General features: G+C 31.7%; 18 protein-coding genes. 9 read left to right on the plus strand and 9 right to left on the minus strand.

The features are described 5' to 3' along the window. The first annotated feature begins 19 nt into the window (after positions 1-19). The 4 genes from FVF61_RS08855 to FVF61_RS08865 all read left to right on the plus strand — a co-directional run bounded on the left by FVF61_RS08855 (position 20) and on the right by FVF61_RS08865 (position 2,114). On the plus strand, positions 20-679 hold the full coding sequence (locus tag FVF61_RS08855) for a DUF6090 family protein (protein WP_199757294.1): 660 nt from the start codon (positions 20-22) through the stop codon (positions 677-679). Positions 680-727: 48 nt separating this feature from the next. Beyond that, positions 728-1,423 (plus strand): DUF6090 family protein, encoded by a 696-nt coding sequence (locus FVF61_RS08860; protein ID WP_148455442.1) that lies wholly within the window; start codon positions 728-730, stop codon positions 1,421-1,423. 110 nt (positions 1,424-1,533) lie between these two features. Further along, entirely contained in the window at positions 1,534-1,698 is a 165-nt protein-coding gene (locus tag FVF61_RS14185; RefSeq protein ID WP_158635204.1) for a DUF6090 family protein, read from the plus strand. A 206-nt stretch (positions 1,699-1,904) separates the two neighbouring features. Beyond that, a complete protein-coding gene (locus FVF61_RS08865; protein ID WP_148455444.1) occupies positions 1,905-2,114 on the plus strand; it encodes a hypothetical protein in 210 nt (69 codons plus the stop codon). 170 nt (positions 2,115-2,284) lie between these two features. Here FVF61_RS08865 and FVF61_RS08870 read toward each other — a convergent pair whose 3' ends face one another. Both FVF61_RS08870 and FVF61_RS08875 read right to left on the minus strand, forming a co-directional pair. After that, positions 2,285-3,238 carry a phosphoribosylaminoimidazolesuccinocarboxamide synthase gene (locus FVF61_RS08870; RefSeq protein WP_148455446.1) on the minus strand — a complete coding sequence of 318 codons (954 nt, stop codon included), beginning with the start codon at positions 3,236-3,238 and terminating at the stop codon, positions 2,285-2,287. An 84-nt stretch (positions 3,239-3,322) separates the two neighbouring features. After that, on the minus strand, positions 3,323-4,276 hold the full coding sequence (locus tag FVF61_RS08875; protein ID WP_148455448.1) for a PhoH family protein: 954 nt from the start codon (positions 4,274-4,276) through the stop codon (positions 3,323-3,325). Positions 4,277-4,387: 111 nt separating this feature from the next. Between FVF61_RS08875 and FVF61_RS08880 the strand changes: the two genes are divergently transcribed. The 4 genes from FVF61_RS08880 to dnaN all read left to right on the plus strand — a co-directional run bounded on the left by FVF61_RS08880 (position 4,388) and on the right by dnaN (position 9,221). Further along, entirely contained in the window at positions 4,388-5,224 is an 837-nt protein-coding gene (locus FVF61_RS08880; protein WP_148455450.1) for an SAM hydrolase/SAM-dependent halogenase family protein, read from the plus strand. Positions 5,225-5,237: 13 nt separating this feature from the next. Beyond that, entirely contained in the window at positions 5,238-5,534 is a 297-nt protein-coding gene (locus tag FVF61_RS08885; protein WP_148455452.1) for a putative quinol monooxygenase, read from the plus strand. A gap of 100 nt (positions 5,535-5,634) precedes the next feature. Beyond that, positions 5,635-8,016 carry a gliding motility-associated ABC transporter substrate-binding protein GldG gene (gldG, locus tag FVF61_RS08890; protein WP_148455454.1) on the plus strand — a complete coding sequence of 794 codons (2,382 nt, stop codon included), beginning with the start codon at positions 5,635-5,637 and terminating at the stop codon, positions 8,014-8,016. A gap of 86 nt (positions 8,017-8,102) precedes the next feature. Beyond that, complete coding sequence (gene dnaN / locus FVF61_RS08895) at positions 8,103-9,221, plus strand: DNA polymerase III subunit beta (RefSeq protein WP_148455456.1); 1,119 nt, start codon at positions 8,103-8,105, stop codon at positions 9,219-9,221. Positions 9,222-9,311: 90 nt separating this feature from the next. On the opposite strand, the gene FVF61_RS08900 is transcribed toward dnaN, so the two are convergent. The 7 genes from FVF61_RS08900 to FVF61_RS08930 all read right to left on the minus strand — a co-directional run bounded on the left by FVF61_RS08900 (position 9,312) and on the right by FVF61_RS08930 (position 16,738). Continuing rightward, complete coding sequence (locus FVF61_RS08900; protein WP_148455458.1) at positions 9,312-9,965, minus strand: hypothetical protein; 654 nt, start codon at positions 9,963-9,965, stop codon at positions 9,312-9,314. 118 nt (positions 9,966-10,083) lie between these two features. Next, the gene (locus tag FVF61_RS08905; RefSeq protein ID WP_148455460.1) at positions 10,084-10,422 is read right to left on the minus strand and encodes a DUF4870 domain-containing protein; all 339 of its coding nucleotides are present in this window, start codon (positions 10,420-10,422) and stop codon (positions 10,084-10,086) included. Between the two features lie 83 nt (positions 10,423-10,505). After that, entirely contained in the window at positions 10,506-10,715 is a 210-nt protein-coding gene (locus FVF61_RS08910) for a YgaP family membrane protein (RefSeq protein WP_040492461.1), read from the minus strand. Positions 10,716-10,733: 18 nt separating this feature from the next. After that, positions 10,734-11,039: a hypothetical protein gene (locus tag FVF61_RS08915; RefSeq protein WP_148455462.1), complete on the minus strand. Its 306-nt coding sequence runs from the start codon at positions 11,037-11,039 to the stop codon at positions 10,734-10,736. Between the two features lie 98 nt (positions 11,040-11,137). Continuing rightward, positions 11,138-14,332, minus strand: a complete 3,195-nt coding sequence (locus tag FVF61_RS08920; RefSeq protein ID WP_148455464.1) for an efflux RND transporter permease subunit — start codon at positions 14,330-14,332, stop codon at positions 11,138-11,140. 10 nt (positions 14,333-14,342) lie between these two features. Next, positions 14,343-15,422 (minus strand): efflux RND transporter periplasmic adaptor subunit, encoded by a 1,080-nt coding sequence (locus tag FVF61_RS08925; protein ID WP_148455466.1) that lies wholly within the window; start codon positions 15,420-15,422, stop codon positions 14,343-14,345. A gap of 8 nt (positions 15,423-15,430) precedes the next feature. Then, entirely contained in the window at positions 15,431-16,738 is a 1,308-nt protein-coding gene (locus FVF61_RS08930) for a TolC family protein (protein WP_148455468.1), read from the minus strand. Positions 16,739-17,085: 347 nt separating this feature from the next. Between FVF61_RS08930 and FVF61_RS08935 the strand changes: the two genes are divergently transcribed. Continuing rightward, on the plus strand, positions 17,086-18,084 hold the full coding sequence (locus tag FVF61_RS08935; RefSeq protein ID WP_148455470.1) for a metal-dependent hydrolase: 999 nt from the start codon (positions 17,086-17,088) through the stop codon (positions 18,082-18,084).

An 18,084-nucleotide genomic window follows, 5' to 3' on the forward strand; every position in this document is an offset into this window, starting at 1 on the left:
ACATATCAGAAAAAACCTTATGGAAACAGGAAAAACAGGCAAGTACCTCAAATACGCCATAGGCGAAATCATCCTAGTAGTTATCGGGATATTAATTGCCCTTTCCATAAATAATTGGCAACAAGAAAAACAAAACATTAAGCTGGAGCAACGATATATTAAAGATTTAGTAAATGACTTAAAAAAAGATTCGGTTAATCTTCACATCTTATATATCGACGCTGTATTGTCCGCCAATGCCAAGGATTCTATATACAAAGTATTCCATCAACCTGAATACCAATTAGATTCACTTCCTGCATATTTTAAATTGCAATGGAATCCCTACAAGATATTTTCACCCAGCACCTCCACAATAGATGAAATGAAAAGTAGCAGCGATTTGGAGGTTATAAGAAATGATGCACAGAGGAAACAAATTGTTAGTATCTATTACAAATATGAACTCTTCCTACAGGATGAAAACCTGTATCGTGAGGCTACCCGTGAAATCTTTGCGACGGCTAAAAGTGGTTTGAAGAATATTCAAAAACCTACTTCAGATGAAATAAAATTGTTGCTTCAAGATCAAAGATTGGAGAATACCATTAGAACGAACTTTGCTAAAGGAAGAGTAAAATCCATTGCAAATATAGCTGATGAATGTAACAGTCTTTTAAAAGTATTAGGCAAAAAATAAGAACAAATACAACCAATAATAAAATTCTTTAGACATATCTGCCAAAAAATGCTGACTGAAAACAAGTTCAGCAAGTACCTTCTTTACGCCATTGGCGAAATCATCCTTGTAGTTATTGGAATTTTAATAGCACTTTCTATTAATAACTGGAACGAGAAACAGAAAGAGAAAAAACAAATCCGCAATATTTATGCACGAGTTGTTAATGATTTTGAAAATTCAGCTTCAGAAATTGATAGTATACTAAAAGGGATGGATGCTACTATTCCATTAATGCAAAAGGTAATGAGAGAAGATATTGATCGTGATTCGCTTCTAACAGATCTCGATTATTTGCGAAAATATTTTAATTCTACTTCTGGTTTTGCTGATATACAAATTCAAGATAAAGGCGTTCGAATGCTTGAATCTAAAATAGGTCTTAATTATGAATTGAGTACAGAATTTTCAGAAGCCCTTATTTTGTTGTATTCCGAGCATTTATATGAAATTGAAATAGATGAAGGTAGTTTAAGTGATAAATTTACAACGTTAAAAGAATATCAATCTAATAAAGGTGTAAGACCTGTTCTTTTAATAAATAATAGTAAAAACCGTATTGCTGATATGGTTTTTGAAGATGATGTGTTTAAAAATCACCTTTTCGACTATTTGAACTCTTATGGAAGTTACAGGAATAAACTGAAAAGGTTTAAAACTCGAGGAACCGATGTTATAGCTACAATAAAACAGAATATAATTTAGAGTATTTACTATTTTACTAACCAAAATATAAACTAATGATCAAATTCTTCCGTCACATCCGTCAAAACCGCATTATGTAAAACAAAACAAGTTCATCTGTCGGAACTTCAGTGAAGGTAGGCAAATACCTCAATTACGATATTGGGGAAATTGTTCTGGTAGTTATTGGAATTTTAATAACTTTAAGCATTAACAACTGGAACGAGTATCGTAAGGATAGAATTCAAGAACAAAAAATATTAAAGCAGCTTGCTGGAGAATTTAATTCAACTTGATAGTAAAAACAATTAGAATTATTTTTAATATATAAATTCAATGTACTTTATCACAACATATTTTTTTCTATTTCTAATAAAAATGAAATTGAAAATTGGGGCTGGTCTTTATCTGTAGGATTTATAACTGCTTTACTTGGTTTGCTATTATTAATGAATCCAAAAATATCGGCAGTTACTTTAACTTATATATTGGTTTTATTATCATGTTTAGATATGTTGCAGCTGTTAGTTACTCAAAGGACTTAAAAAAATATGGTATCAAGTCTTGGAGCACCTTAATGTTTATTGGAGTTCTAGGCATCATTTTTTCTTTTTTCTTACTTTGGAATCCATTGTTTGCAGGAATGACAGCTGTTCTTTGGATTGGAATCGCCTTTATTCCTTTAGGGGTTTTTAATATTATATTATCTTAAAAACTAAAAGATAATCCTGATAAAATTACAGATAAATTAAAACAAAAACCACGTAAAATAAAAGAAGAAATTGAAGCACAGATTAACTCTTAATCTTCCAAAATTAATTATATAAAAAAGACCTTGAATTCTCAAGGTCTTTTTTATATAATTAAGTTCAAACTAAATTTCTAGCTATTCAAATACCCTAAAACATTCTGTTCTATTCTATTTTGAATATTAGACACATCTGCCTTCACAAAGGTTTCTCCTGTAATGTTTTCGTATAATTCAATATAGCGTTCGCTTACAGTTTCAATATACTCATCTGTCATTTCCGGAACTGTTTGCCCTTCCAAACCTTGAAAATTATTAGCTATTAACCATTGTCTAACAAACTCTTTAGAGAGTTGTTTTTGAGCTTCACCTCTATCTTGACGTTCTTGATATCCATCTGCATAAAAATAACGAGAAGAATCTGGAGTATGGATTTCGTCGATTAATACAATCTTACCTTCTTTGGTTTTTCCAAATTCATATTTGGTATCTACTAAAATCAAACCTCTACTTGCTGCAATTTCTGAACCTCTTTGAAATAGTTTTCTGGTGTAATCTTCCAACACCACATAATCGGCTTCTGAGACTATCCCATTTTTAATAATGTCTTCTCGTGAAATATCTTCGTCGTGGTCTCCCATTTCAGCTTTAGTAGCTGGAGTGATAATATGTTGAGGAAATGCATCGTTTTCTTTCATCCCTTCTGGCATAGAAATACCACAAAGCATACGTTTTCCTGCTTTATATTCTCTGGCTGCATGACCAGACAAATACCCACGAATGACCATTTCCACTTTAAAAGGTTCGCATAAATGTCCAATAGCAACATTAGGATCTGGAGTTGCCATAAGCCAATTTGGAACAAGATCTTCAGTAGCTTTCATCATGCTAGTTGCAATCTGATTTAAGATTTGACCTTTATAAGGAATCCCTTTTGGCATGACCACATCAAAAGCCGAAAGCCTATCTGTGGCAACCATGACTAATAGGTTATTATTTATATTATAAACTTCTCTAACCTTTCCTTTATAAACACTTTTTTGATTAGGAAAGTTAAAATTGGTATCTATGATTGTATTATTTGACATTTTATTATTTAAAAACACTTCGACAAGCTCAGTGTTACAATTAGTTATTATAACTGTTTACTATTACTGAAAACTGTTAACTTTTTATTCTCTATTCTCTATACTTTTATAAGCTTCAATAACTTTCTTAACCAATTTATGACGAATAACATCTTTATCGTCTAAAAACACCATGCCTACTCCTTCTACATTCTTTAAAATAAGTAAGGCTTCTTTTAATCCTGAAATAGTTCTTCTTGGTAAATCTATTTGTCCTGGGTCTCCAGTTAATAAGAATTTAGCATCTTTACCCATTCTGGTTAAAAACATTTTCATTTGAGCATGTGTAGTATTTTGTCCTTCGTCTAAAATAACAAATGCATGATCTAATGTACGACCTCGCATAAAGGCTAATGGAGCAATTTGTATCGTTCCATTTTCTATGTATTGTGCTAATTTTTCAGCAGGAATCATATCTCTCAAAGCATCGTAAAGAGGTTGCATATATGGGTCCAGTTTTTCTTTTAAATCGCCTGGAAGAAATCCTAAATTTTCACCAGCTTCAACAGCAGGTCTTGTTAAAATTATTCGTTTAACTTCTTTATTTTTTAAAGCTTGAACAGCTAAGGCAACTCCAGTATATGTTTTTCCTGTTCCAGCTGGACCAATGGCAAAAACCATATCGTTTTTGCGCATTAACTCTACCAATTTTCTTTGATTAGCAGTTTGAGCTTTTATCAAACGACCATTAACTCCATGTACTATGGTTTCGCCACTTGCATCACTTGTAGTATAATCATCCTTACTTTGACTAGTAAGAACACGCTCTATTACATTTTCGTCTAATTTGTTATACTTAATGTAATGTTCCATAAGCATGTTAAATCGCCTATCAAACTCTTCAAGAAGATCTTCATCTCCAAAGGCTTTTATTCTAGTTCCTCTGGCAACAATTTTAAGTTTAGGAAAATGTTTTTTTAAAATTTCAATATTTACATTTTGTGCTCCAAAAAATTCTTTAGGAGAGACTTCTTCAAGTTCGATAATGATTTCGTTCAAAAGCTATGGGATTTAATTAAAATTATCAATTAAGATTTATTAGATTTGTGCTTAAACAAATCTACACAATTTTAGTGTGAGTTAAGTTAAAAAAATATCAACAATTCATCTATGGCAATCATTACTTTAACAACTGACTTTGGAGAGAAAGATCACTTTGCTGGTGCAGTTAAAGGAGCTATTTATAGCGAATTGCCTGATGTAAAAATTGTTGATATCTCACATTCTATATCTCCTTTTAATATTCCTGAAGCAGCATATATTATTAAAAATGCATACAGTAGTTTCCCTAAAGGAACCATTCATATTATAGGCATCGATTCTGAAATGAATGTGGAAAATAAACACCTAGCCATAAAATTAGACGATCATTTTTTTATTTGTGCTAACAATGGTATTATGAGTATGATTTGTGCAGAAATTGCACCTGAAAAAATTGTTGAAATAAACATTCACGATAGAATAGAAACCAGTTTCCCTGCTCTTGATGTATTTGTGAAAGTGGCTTGCCATATTGCCAGAGGTGGTACCTTAGAAGTTATTGGTAAAATAATTCAAGCCATTAAACCTATTAAAAACATTATTCCTTTTGTTAATGAAGAACAAAACCAAATTGTTGGGTCTGTTATTTATATAGATAATTACGGAAATGTTATTTCTAATATTAAAAAATCTTTTTTTGAAAAAACTCAAAAAGGACGTGCTTTTGAAATCTCTGCTAGAAATTATAAATTCAAAAAAATCTATTCAAAATATAGCGATATTGTAAATTTCGATATCCCGAAGGAAAAAAGAAATGATGAAGGCAAATCTTTAGTAGTCTTCAATTCATCAAACCATCTTGAAATTGCCATTTATAAAAGTAATAGCGAAACATCTGGTAGCGCATCTACATTAATGGGATTAGACTTAATGGATTCTATAAGTGTTAATTTTATAACTGAATAAATAATAAAAAACTATGTTTGTACGAATTGTAAAAATGAGTTTTAATGAAATACATATTGATGAATTTCTTAGAAATTTTCATTTAAACAAAGAACGCATACGAAATTTTGAAGGCTGTCGTTTTTTAGAATTATATAGAGATAAAACAAATAGCAATATCTTTTTTACATATAGTTATTGGAATACTGAAGCCGATTTAAATGCTTATAGACAGTCTGAATTATTCAAAAATGTTTGGAGTAAAACAAAACCATTATTTAACGATAAACCAGAAGCTTGGAGTGTTGACAAAGTAGTTACGCTAGATTAATGAGTGATGAAAGTCTAAATATTCAAAATTAGAAACAGATTATGACATCAAAACCAAGAAACTATACTTCTCAAAAACTAACAACTAACAACTAATATAAATGTTTGCCATATTAAGAAAAGAAATAAACTCGTTTTTTGCTTCGCCTATTGGGTATTTAGTAATTGCTCTTTTTCTTATATTAAATGGATTATTTTTATGGCTTTTTAAAGGCGAATTCAATATATTAAATAATGGTTTTGCCGATTTATCTTCATTTTTTCTTTTAGCTCCTTGGGTTTTAATTTTCTTAATTCCTGCCGTAACTATGCGTAGTTTTAGCGATGAGAAAAAGCAAGGAACTCTTGAACTTTTATTGACAAAACCTATTTCTTTATTACACATTGTTTTAGGAAAATATTTAGGTGCATTTGTTTTAATTTTAATCGCTTTACTTCCTTCACTTTTATATGTATATACGATTTACCAACTTGGTAGCCCTTTAGGAAATCTTGATGTAGGAAGTACGCTTGGATCTTATTTTGGATTACTCTTTTTAGTGGCTGCATATACTGCTATTGGTATGTTTACTTCCAGTATATCAGACAATCAGATAGTCGCATTTATTTCAGCTGTCTTTTTATGTTTTATATTTTATATAGGTTTTGAAGGATTAGCAGACATTCTTTCTAGTTCTTTTGTTGAACAATTAGGCATGAGTGCACACTATAAAAGTATGAGTCGTGGGGTTTTAGACACACGAGATATTCTTTACTTTTTAAGTATCACCTTATTTTTAATCTTACTTACCAGCAAACTAATTGCAACTAAAGGACTTCAAAAAAAAGAAATCAATTCTTTAATTGGTTTATTCGTGTTTTTAATCTCATTAAACGTTATAACAAATATCTATTATAAACGATTCGATTTAACTTCAGACAATAGATATACCTTAAGTGCATCTGCTTTAAATATTGTTGAAGAAGTCGATTCTCCAATAATTGTTGATGTCTTTTTAGAAGGTGAAGAATTTCCTTCAGAATTTAGACGTCTTCAATTTGAAACCAGACAAATTCTAGAAGAATTTTCAGCCTTCAATCAACAAATTGTTTTTAACTTTATAAATCCTTTAGAAGACGAAGTAAATAGAGAAAGAATTATCCAGCAGCTTAATGAGCGAGGTTTAACACCTATGCAATTAAGTGTAGAAGAAAATGGTAAAAGTAGCCAAGCAGTTATTTTTCCCTGGGCTTTAGCAAGTTATAATGATGTTACAGTAAAAATTCCCTTAGTAAAAAACAAAATTGGAGCAACACAACAAGAATTAGTAAATAATTCTGTTCAGCATTTAGAATATGCTTTTGCTGATGGCTTTAGCAAACTTATTAATCCGAAAAGTAAGAAAATTGCTATTCTAAGAGGTAATAATCAGTTAAAAGACCAGTACATATTCGACTTTATCACAACTATTAAAGATTATTACTATATAGCTCCTTTTACTTTAGATAGTGTGGCTAGCATTCCTGCAAAAACATTAAAAGATTTAAGCGAATATGATTTAATAATTTCAGCAAAACCTACCGAATCTTTTACTGAAAATGAAAAATTTGTATTAGACCAATTTACCATGAATGGAGGCAAAAGTCTTTGGCTATTAGATGCAGTAGTTATGGAAAAAGACAGTCTTTACAATACAGGAAAAAGTGTTGCCATTACTAGAGACTTGAATTTAACCGATTTCTTTTTCAAATATGGAATAAGAGTCAACCCTGTTTTAGTAAACGACCTCTACTCTGCTCCAATTACTTTAGCTATTGGTGAAGGTAGTGAGTCACGTTTTCAGCAATTCCCTTGGTTTTATTCGCCTTTAGTTAATCCAGAAGGAAATCATCCAATAGTTAACAATGTTAATTTAGTGAAATTCGATTTTGCCAATCAGATAGACACATTAAAAAATAACATTCAAAAGACAATTTTACTTAAAAGTTCTATACTATCAAAAACTGATGGTACTCCAAGAGAAATAAGTTTGGAAATGACTGCTGAAGAACCAGATCCAAAACTTTACACTAAACCTTCTCAGACATTAGCAATTCTCTTAGAAGGAGAATTTACTTCGGTTTACAATAACCGAATAAAACCTTTTTCTCTTTCTAATGAAAAAAACATAAGCAAACCAACTAAAATGATTGTGGTAGCAGATGGAGATGTTATAAAAAATGAATTAGGTAAAAATGGTCCTCAAGAACTAGGATTCGACAGAAGTTCTGGCCAATTATATGGCAACAAAGAGTTTTTATTGAATGCTGTTAATTATCTACTTGACGACAACGGACTTATAAACATTCGTTCTAAAGAAGTAGCAGTTGCATTTCTTGATATGAAAAAAGTTGCATCAGAAAAATCCAAATGGCAACTCCAAAACATTGCATTACCACTAGCATTACTTGGTGTTTTTGGATTTGTATTCAATTATCTACGAAGAAAAAAATACAGTAGGTAAATGTTAATAAGTTTGTTTCCTATATTAGTGGTTAAACAATATATTTGTAATAGTAATTAAACGAACATAAAACGTATTTAATATACATGAAATTTATAGTATCAAGTACCTATTTACTTAAACAATTGCAAGTTCTTGGAGGTGTAATTAACAACTCGAACACCTTACCAATTTTAGATAATTTCTTATTCGAATTAAATAATTCTGAACTTATAATTTCTGCTAGCGATTTAGAGACTACAATGTCTGCAAAGCTAGAAGTAGAAAGTGATAATAGTGGTAGTATTGCTGTTCCAGCACGTTTGCTTTTAGAAACTTTAAAAACGTTTCCTGAGCAACCATTAACTTTTGTCGTTGAAGATAATAACACGATTGAAATTAGCTCTAATCATGGAAAGTATGCTTTAGCTTATGCTGATGGAAATGAGTTTCCAAAAGCTGTTTCATTAGAAGATGCTACATCTACTACTATTACTGGAGATATTTTAGCAACAGCTATTAGCAAAACTATTTTTGCAGCTGGAAACGACGATTTACGCCCAGTAATGAGTGGTGTGTTCTTTCAGTTTTCTACTCAAGGTTTAACTTTTGTAGCTACAGATGCTCATAAATTAGTTAAGTATTCTAGAGAAGATGTACAAGCAGGTCAGTCGACAGAATTCATTATGCCTAAAAAACCTTTAAATCTTTTAAAAGGTATTTTAGCTGCAAGTGATGATAATGTAACTATTGAATACAACGATTCTAATGCGAAATTTACATTTGAAAATACGGTTTTAATTTGCCGTTTAATAGATGGAAAATATCCTAATTACGAAGCTGTTATTCCAAAAGAAAACCCGAATAGATTAGTGATTGATAGAACCCAATTTTTAAATTCTGTGCGTCGTGTGAGTATTTTCTCAAATAAAACCACCCATCAAATCCGTTTAAAAATTGCTGGAGCAGAATTAAATATTTCGGCAGAAGATATCGATTACTCGAACAAAGCTGAAGAGCGTTTAACTTGCGATTATCAAGGAGATGATATGCAGATTGGGTTTAACTCGCGTTTCTTAACGGAAATGCTAAATAACCTCACATCAGACGAAGTGCAATTAGAAATGAGTTTACCTAACAGAGCAGGAATTTTAACTCCTGTAGATGGTTTAGACGAAGGTGAACAAGTAACGATGCTTGTCATGCCAGTGATGTTGAATAATTAAAAAGCCTCTCTGTCACTTTCGTGACATCTCTCCAAAGGAGAGAATAAAAAATCATATTAACCACAGCTTTTTTTGTTGTGGTTTTTTTTATTAGTCAATTTCTACTTCTGAAATTTTTTGATTGCCATAATACAACTCATAGTGTGTATATGGAAACGTGTTATGAACAATAAAATATATTTCAGCCGTAAATTGATCCATTTTTGTTGGAGAATAGTAAACTGTTGAGGTGATCTCCTTTTTCTCCCCAGAAAATTCTCCTGCAAGTGATCTATTAGTTCCAAATCTAATAGGAACTTCAATGTTGCTATAACCTTCAAGACTAAAATCTTCAAAAGAATCTTTTATTTTAGCATCATATTTAGGAATTCCCTTGTAAGGTTTTCCTTTTTTATCTTTTAAGTTCTTTTTAAGGTACATTTTACTAGTATACCCAGAGCCCATGATGGAAACGCCTTGATAGCCAATATACTCGCTGATGCGATATCTCATTTTATTAATGGTATCAATTAAACTAAAGGCATTGATATCTACAGGTTGATCATACAAAGCATTGACTTTACATCTAGTTAAAATTCTTTTTATTTGATTTCCTTTAACATTGACATTCGATCTGGTATTAAAATTTTTAGACGTTTTTTTCGTTTTTAAAAATTCAATACTCAGACTGTCTTTAATGATTATTTCTTGGCTTACAAGGCATTGAACTTGAAATAAAAATAGGAATAATAATATCTTATTCATCTAATTAGGTTTCAGATTTTAAACAGAATTTAAATATACTATTTTAAAATAAAAAAGCGCTTTCATATAAAAAAGCGCTTCAAGAAATCTTTTAAAAATTTCTATTGGAAGAAATTTACTAACTAATAAAATTAAAAGATAAAGGGTAGGTTGGAGATTCGCCATTATTAGCTTTTATAGCATTTACTATTGGGAAAATAAAAGAAATTATTCCAACTACAATTAATCCTATTATACCTAACCCAAGCAATAAAATAGCTGGAATACAAATGATAGCATATATAATTAAGCTTAATTGAAAGTTAATAATTCGCTTTCCTTGATCATCCATTTCTAGAACTTTATCTTTTTGTGTTACCCATAAAATTAAAGGAACTATAAGTCCTCCAAATCCAGTAATAAAAGTCAATAACTGACTTAAATGTGTAATAACTAATAATTGATTGTCTTTTCTCATGATGGTGTAAATTAATTTGATTGATGTATAAATAAGACGATCAAATCATGAAAATGTTACATTTTCAAATAAAGATTCATCAATTATTTTACAGAACAACCTACTCCTTCTTTCTTAACTCCCAATTTTACTAATATGGTTTCCAACAAACACCATTTTGTAAAAGCTGATTGAATTAAGTTTACGCCTATAAAAACGGTAAACCACATCCAATTTGGATTCACATAAACGGTTAAAACTACGCTTAACAGTACCATAGTACCTACTATCACTCTAAAATATGTATTTAACATGTTGTATAATTTTTAAGGTTATATAAATTTTTCTATAGGAACCACAATCGCTTTAATAGGATTGCTAGTTTCCAGAATATTATTAAATTCTTTTATCAAGTTGAAAAGCAACTCAATATTTTCTTCTTCGGTAAAAGAAAAGAACATAATTGATTCGTTCCCTGCTTTTTCTCCTGAAAACCAATTAGAAGCCATTAATATAGAAGCCCCATTTTTATAGCCATCAATATCTGAACTACTAAAGTTCTCAATATGTGCTTTTTTGAAAAGCTTCAAAACATCTTTTTGAAATTCTTCGACTGCTGTTACAATTACTAATTTCATTATTTCTATATTTTATATTTTGTCAGTTCGAGCGCAGTCGAGAACTTATTTCAACTACTTCGCTTCATAAAGGTCTCGACTGAGCTCGACCAGACAGATTATTTATAATTTTTCTTCTCTATCATATAATATACCAATGGCACAACCAATAAAGTCAAGACTGTTGAAACAATAGTTCCTCCCATTAACGAGATGGCCAAACCTTGAAAAATAGGATCAAATAAAATCACGAATGCTCCAATCACAACGGTCCCAGCAGTTAATAAAATAGGCGTTGTTCTTACTGCTCCAGCTTCAATTGCAGCTTGTTTTAATGGCACGCCTTCTGCAGTTCGCAGATTGATAAAGTCAATTAGCAAAACCGAGTTTCTTACCATAATTCCTGCTAAAGCAATCATACCTATAAAGGATGTTGCTGTAAAAAAGGCTCCCATCATCCAGTGACCTAAAATGATTCCTATTAAGGATAATGGTATGGCAACCATCATCACAATTGGTGCTTTAAAGTTCTGGAACCAACCTACAATTAAAATATAGATTAAGATTATGGCTCCTAAAAAGGCAATCCCTAAATCTCTAAATACCTCTAAGGTGATTTGCCATTCACCATCCCATTTCACAGTGTAATCATCTTCAAAATCTGGCTGACCTAAGTACATCTCGTTAATCTGATAACCTTGTGGCAACGGAATGTCTTTTAACTTCTTTTCCATACCCAAAATAGCATAGGCAGGACTTTCTAATTCTCCAGCCATATCTGCCAATACATACACCACACGTTTTTGGTTTTTTCTATAGATGCTTTTTGCACTCGTAGTTTCGTTTATAGTAACTAAATCTGCAATAGGAACCATATTTCCTTGTTTGGACTTCACTTTTAATTGTGAAATATCTGTAATTGTAGAATTCTCTTTTTCATCTAAAGCCAATACCAAACCTACCTGATTGGAAGCATCTTCATCATACAGGGTGGTTACAGCTCTGTTGGATAATGCCATATTCATAGTATATGCAATTTGCTGTGGCGCAACACCATATAACATGGCTTTTTCTTTATTGATTTCTAATTGATATTCGATTTGGTCATCTTCAACCATCCAATCAATATCTACCACATCATCTGTATTCTTCAAAATATCTTGAATGCTATTTGCAATCTTGATTTGCTCATTATAATCAGGACCATAAACTTCTGCCACAATAGTAGATAATACTGGAGGTCCTGGTGGTACTTCAACCAACTTGACATTGGCATGGTATTTTGAAGCAATTTTTTGAATATCTGGACGCAATAATTTTGCTATATCATGACTTTGAAGCGATCGATCTTCTTTAGCTAATAAATTCACTTGAATATCCGCCATATTACTACCGCCACGTAAATCGTAATGACGCACCAAACCATTGAAAGTAATTGGAGCTGATGTTCCAATATAATTCTGATAATTTACCACTTCTGGACGTGTCGATAAATATTGTGAAATCTCTTGAGCAACAACTCCAGTACGTTCCAAAGTGGTACCTTCAGGCATATCAATCACGACTTGAAATTCATTTTTATTATCAAAAGGCAACATTTTAACAGCTACTGAATTGGTTAAAAACAAACCAAATGTTGCTAAAAGTACAGCAAAAGTCCCCCCTAAAAACAACCAACGTTTTGCTTTACTTTCCATTAACGGACGTTCAAACTTATTGTAAATACGATAGATAAGCGTCTCTTCTAAAGGTTTTTCAGCTTTTTCAGTTTTCCCTTTCTTGTCTTTTTCTCTCAAGAAAATATACCCTAAATAAGGTGTTATAGTTAAAGCAACAAATAACGAAAGAATCATGGCTATTGAAGCACCAATTGGCATTGGAGCCATATAAGGACCCATTAATCCAGATACGAAAGCCATAGGTAATACCGATGCAATAACTGTAAAGGTTGCCAAAATAGTTGGGTTTCCAACTTCATTTATAGCATATAAAGCGGCTTGTTTAAAAGGCAAGCGTTTCATTTTAAAATGCCTGTGCATGTTTTCGGCAATAATAATGGAATCGTCCACCACAATACCTGTTACAAATACCAATGCAAATAAGGTAATTCGGTTAAGCGTATAATCCATCATATAGTAGCTCAACAAGGTCAAAGCAAACGTAATTGGAACTGATAAAAATACCACCAAACCACCTCGCCAACCCATGGCCAACATCACGACCAATGTTACGGCAATAATGGAACCTATAAGGTGCAACAGCAATTCAGATACTTTATGCGAAGCTGTTTCTCCGTAATTTCTTGTAATTTCAATATGTACATCGTCTGGAATTAAATTTTTACGCAAATACTCCACCTTATCAATAATCACATCTGCTATTTTCATAGCATCTGCACCTTTTCTTTTTGCTACAGAAATGGTGACTGCTGGATATTCCGATTTATAATTTGAAGATTTTTCACTGCCTTGTCCAAACCCTAAGCTCACATAGTTTTGTGGTACTTCTGGACCATCAATAATACTTGCTACTTGTTTTAAATAGATAGGCTGATTTTGTTGTACACCAACCACCAGATTTTCAACGTCTGTAACCGATTCTAAAAACTTTCCGGTATTTACTAGAAATTCTGTGTCGTTTTTGTCAAAACTTCCTGAACTTAGTTGGCTGTTGTTGGCTTTAATCATTTCAGAAACCGACAAGAAATCTAAACCTGAAGCAGCTAGTTTATCTTTATCTAAAACCACACGCAATTGTCGGTCTCTACCTCCAATTTTATGCGTCATAGATACATCATTAACTTTTTTAATTTCGTTTTCTAACTCTTGAGCCATTTGGCTTAATTGGTAGTCGTCGTAATTTTCGCTCCAAAGTGTTAAACCCAACATTGGAACATCGTCAATAGCACGTGTTTTAACCAATGGAAATGTGACACCTTGAGGCATCTGATCCATGTGTTTGTTAATCTCGTTGTATAATTTCACAAACGAACGCTCAATATCTTCACCTACATAAAATTGAACAATGACCATGCCTTGCTCTTTCATTGATGTTGAATACACGTACTCAACACCTTTGATATTAGAAATTAATTTCTCTATAGGTTTGATAACTCGTGATTCTACTTCGGTTGGGCTCGCTCCTGGATAACCCACAAAAATATCAGCCATTGGCACATCGATTTGTGGTTCTTCTTCACGTGGGATTAAAAACGAACTATAAACGCCAACCACCATAAATACAATCATTAACAAAACTGTTAACTTCGATTGGATAAAGATTTTGGCGACTTTACCTGCGATTCCTTCTTTCATAATTTCTTAATTATTGGATGGATATTTTAGCTCCATTAAACAACTTTCCTTCTGCTGAAACGATGTACGATTCATTAGCAGATAAACCAGATAACACCTCTACTTGATCTCCATATGTTCTACCCAAACGCAACCAACGTAAAATAGCTGTATTACTCTCACTTACAGTGTAAACACCAGTTAGCTGACCATTGGTTATTATGGCATCTAATGGAATTAAAACCAGTTCTATTTTAGCTTTCTTTTCTACTGGAAACTGAACAGTTGCAAACATGCCTGATAAAATATTGACATCTGTTTTATCCAGTGCTATTTTTACCAAATATTGTCCTCCAGTATTTTTTGCAGACGTGCTTACTTCAGTCACTTTTCCTTTTATAGTTTGGTTGATGGATTTCACTAATACATCTACCTCTACACCATTTTTAATTTGAGAGATTTCAGTTTCCGGAACCATAGCAACGACTTCAAAATTCCCTGGAGCTTCCACTGAAATTAAAGGTTGTCCTGGATTTGCCATATCACCTTCTTTTACCGTTTTTGAAGTTACAACACCAGCAAAAGGAGCAGTTATATTGGAATAAGCAAATTGTGCATTCACTTCGTTTTTCATTTGTTTGGCAGCTTCTAAACGTGCTTTAGCCATTTCGAAATGGGCTGTTATATCATCCAATTCTTTTTGAGATGCACTGCTATCTGCAAATAAACTTTGAAAACGTTTGTAATCTTTTTGCGCATTGTTAAATGCTGCAGTAGCTTCTGTTATACTAGCTTCTACTTGTGCTCTTTTGGCTTGTAAATCGGAATTGTTGATTGACACCAACAATTGGCCTTTGTTTACTTTGTCTCCAACATTCACGTGTACTTTAGTCACATAACCCATCATTCTGGTACTCAAATCTGCACTATTAACCGATTGTATTTTACCACTAACAGACAAAAACGGACTGTTATTGGCTTCAGTGACTTGATTAACTTGTACGTTTATGGCAGGCGAATTGTCTGCAACTGATTTTTTATTATCGATTCCACAGCTTGTTACAAAAAAAGATGCTGTAGTAAGTGTTAATAGGTATATATATTTCTTCATCTTAAAAATTATTCTTTGGTTAAAAATTGTAAATAAGCTTGTGCGTAATTGTATTCAAATATGGTTTGATAATATTCTAATTGTTTTTGTGAATATTGTGTTTCTGCTAATAATAAATCGGTTGTTTTCTCTAAGCCTTCTTCATATCTGTTGGTTCTAATTCTTAAAGATTCTTCAGATTGCTCCAATGCTAGCTTGGTTAAATTTAACCTGTTTTCGGCATCTGTTAACATGCGTTTTGCTTTGTTTAATTCCAACTGATTTTGAGACACATATTGTTCGTATTGTAATTTCGATTTTTCAAACTCGGCTTTACTTTTTTGTGATTTCCCGAAACGTTTACTTCCATCTAAAATAGTCCAGCTTAATTGCGCTCCAAAAATATAACCATTGGCATCGCCTTGAAAAATTTGATCATCATACAACTCATAGCTTCCAAAAGCATTAAGTCTAGGCAGAAAAGCCATATTATCTGCTTTGTTCATGGTTTCGTAAGCATTTGTTGCTAATTGCATGGCTTTAATATCTGAACGGTTTTCTGAAATAGTTTCAGAATTCATGATGCTAAATGTCCCAATTTGTAAACTATCAGATGGCTTGTAAATAACATCGTTTGTCTCGTTCATTAAAAATGACAAATAATTAGATGCATTGGCTATGTTGCTTTTGGCTGTATGTAATTGGTTTTTTACCTCGTTTACACGAACTTCAACCGATAGTACGTCTGCTCTTTGAAGATAACCTTGTTTAAAACTATTATCTGCTAATTTCTTGTTTTCGTTAGCTGTTTCCAAAGCTTTTTCCAAAACGTCCACTCCTTTATAAGCCAATTGCAATTGCATATATGCTTTTTCTACTTCAAAAGCATAATAATCTGAAGTTCTTTCTATTTGCAGAGCTTGAGCTTCCATTTTAGATTTTGCTGCTTTGCGTTGATACATACCATCCACATTTATTAATGGTTGTTGAATTTCAAATCGAGTGGCAAAATTTTCAACTTGACTAGGATTATTAAGAAGATCTGGGTTAAAATCTGAAGCAGTTAAAATTTCCTGATTTAATTTAGAACCAAAGGCCATTAATGGATTGGTTGTAGCCATTCCTGTATGCGATGCTGTAATGTTTGGTAAAAACACAGCATTGGTTTGATTAAAATCTGCTTTTGCTTCTAAGTATTCCTGTTCAGAAATTTTTATAGATCTATTATCTTCTGAAACTTTAGTTAAGACTTCTGCTTTTGTAATTGGCACTAACTGTTGTGCATGGACAACAATCGAAGTCATTAATAAGCTAAATATAATTGTATATTTTTTCATTAATTATAAAATTTATTACTGCAAATGTAGATGTATTTAACATCTTAGTCAGTAACATAGGTTACTAAAGAGAAAGGCACTCTTTTTTCAAAAAATGCCTTTACAAACCAACCAAAAATCACTGACAATAAGGCTGTCAGTTTACCTATTTGTTATATGTAGAAAAATCAGTTTAAAATGAGATTTAGTGATACTTCAATAAAGAACAACACTTAAATAATAATTTTTAGCTATTATTTTAATTTTTACTAAAGATAGTTAGCTATTTAAAGTTGTACAGTTACTTTTGTTACATAAGAAAAAAATAATGTTTGAGTTGCACTAAATTGTTTGTTATATAAATTTATATGGATTCTTTAACACAAATAGTATTAGGGGCTGCAGTTGGAGAAGCTGTTCTTGGGAAAAAAGTTGGTAATAAGGCTATGCTTTATGGAGCTATTGCTGGAACCATTCCTGATTTAGATATTTTTTATTCTCATTTTACAGATACGGTTACTGCACTAGAAACTCATAGAGGATTTACACATTCTATCTTTTTTTCTATTCTATTTGCTCCTATTTTTGGTTGGATTGTTTCCAGATACGAAACATATAAAATTTTTAAAGGTTGGTCATTGTTATTCTTTTGGTGTTTTATTACACATCCTATTTTAGACGCTAATACCACTTGGGGAACGCAATTATTTTGGCCATTAGACTATCGAATTGCATTTAAAAACATCTTTGTTATAGATCCTCTTTACACATTGCCATTTATAGTGTTTTTGATGTTAGCTACCTTTCAAAAAAAAGAAGCGCCAAAAAGAAGATTCTATAATAAAATAGGCTTAATTGTAAGCAGTAGTTACTTGTTAATAACCTTTGCTTTAAAAGGTATAAGTTATATTCAATTTGAAAGGGCTTTAAAAAATCAACAAATTGATTATTTTCAAATTGAAACTAAGCCAGCTCCTTTTAATACCGTTTTATGGACTGCTAATGTTGATATAAAGGATTATTATTTAATTGGGCATTATTCATTCTTTGATAAAAATCCCATTCACTTTGAAGCCTATCCAAAAAATCATGAATTGCTTGGTGATTTAATCCATGACGAAAAGATGCAACGTATGATTTCAATCTCTAAAGGATGGTATAGTATTACAAAGAAAGATGACCTATTATTTTATAACGATTTACGTTTTGGCTTGTTAAGTTTAGATCCGAAAACCACTAATTTTGCATTCCAATATTCTATTAACACTGATGAATTAAACAATGTATCATTTATTGAAGTAGCTAAAAACAGAGATGATGGCAAACTACTTTTAAATAATCTTTGGGAACGCTTAAAAGGAAATTAA

The sequence above is a fragment of the Xanthomarina maritima genome, from assembly GCF_008084905.1.
Taxonomy (GTDB): domain Bacteria; phylum Bacteroidota; class Bacteroidia; order Flavobacteriales; family Flavobacteriaceae; genus Xanthomarina; species Xanthomarina maritima.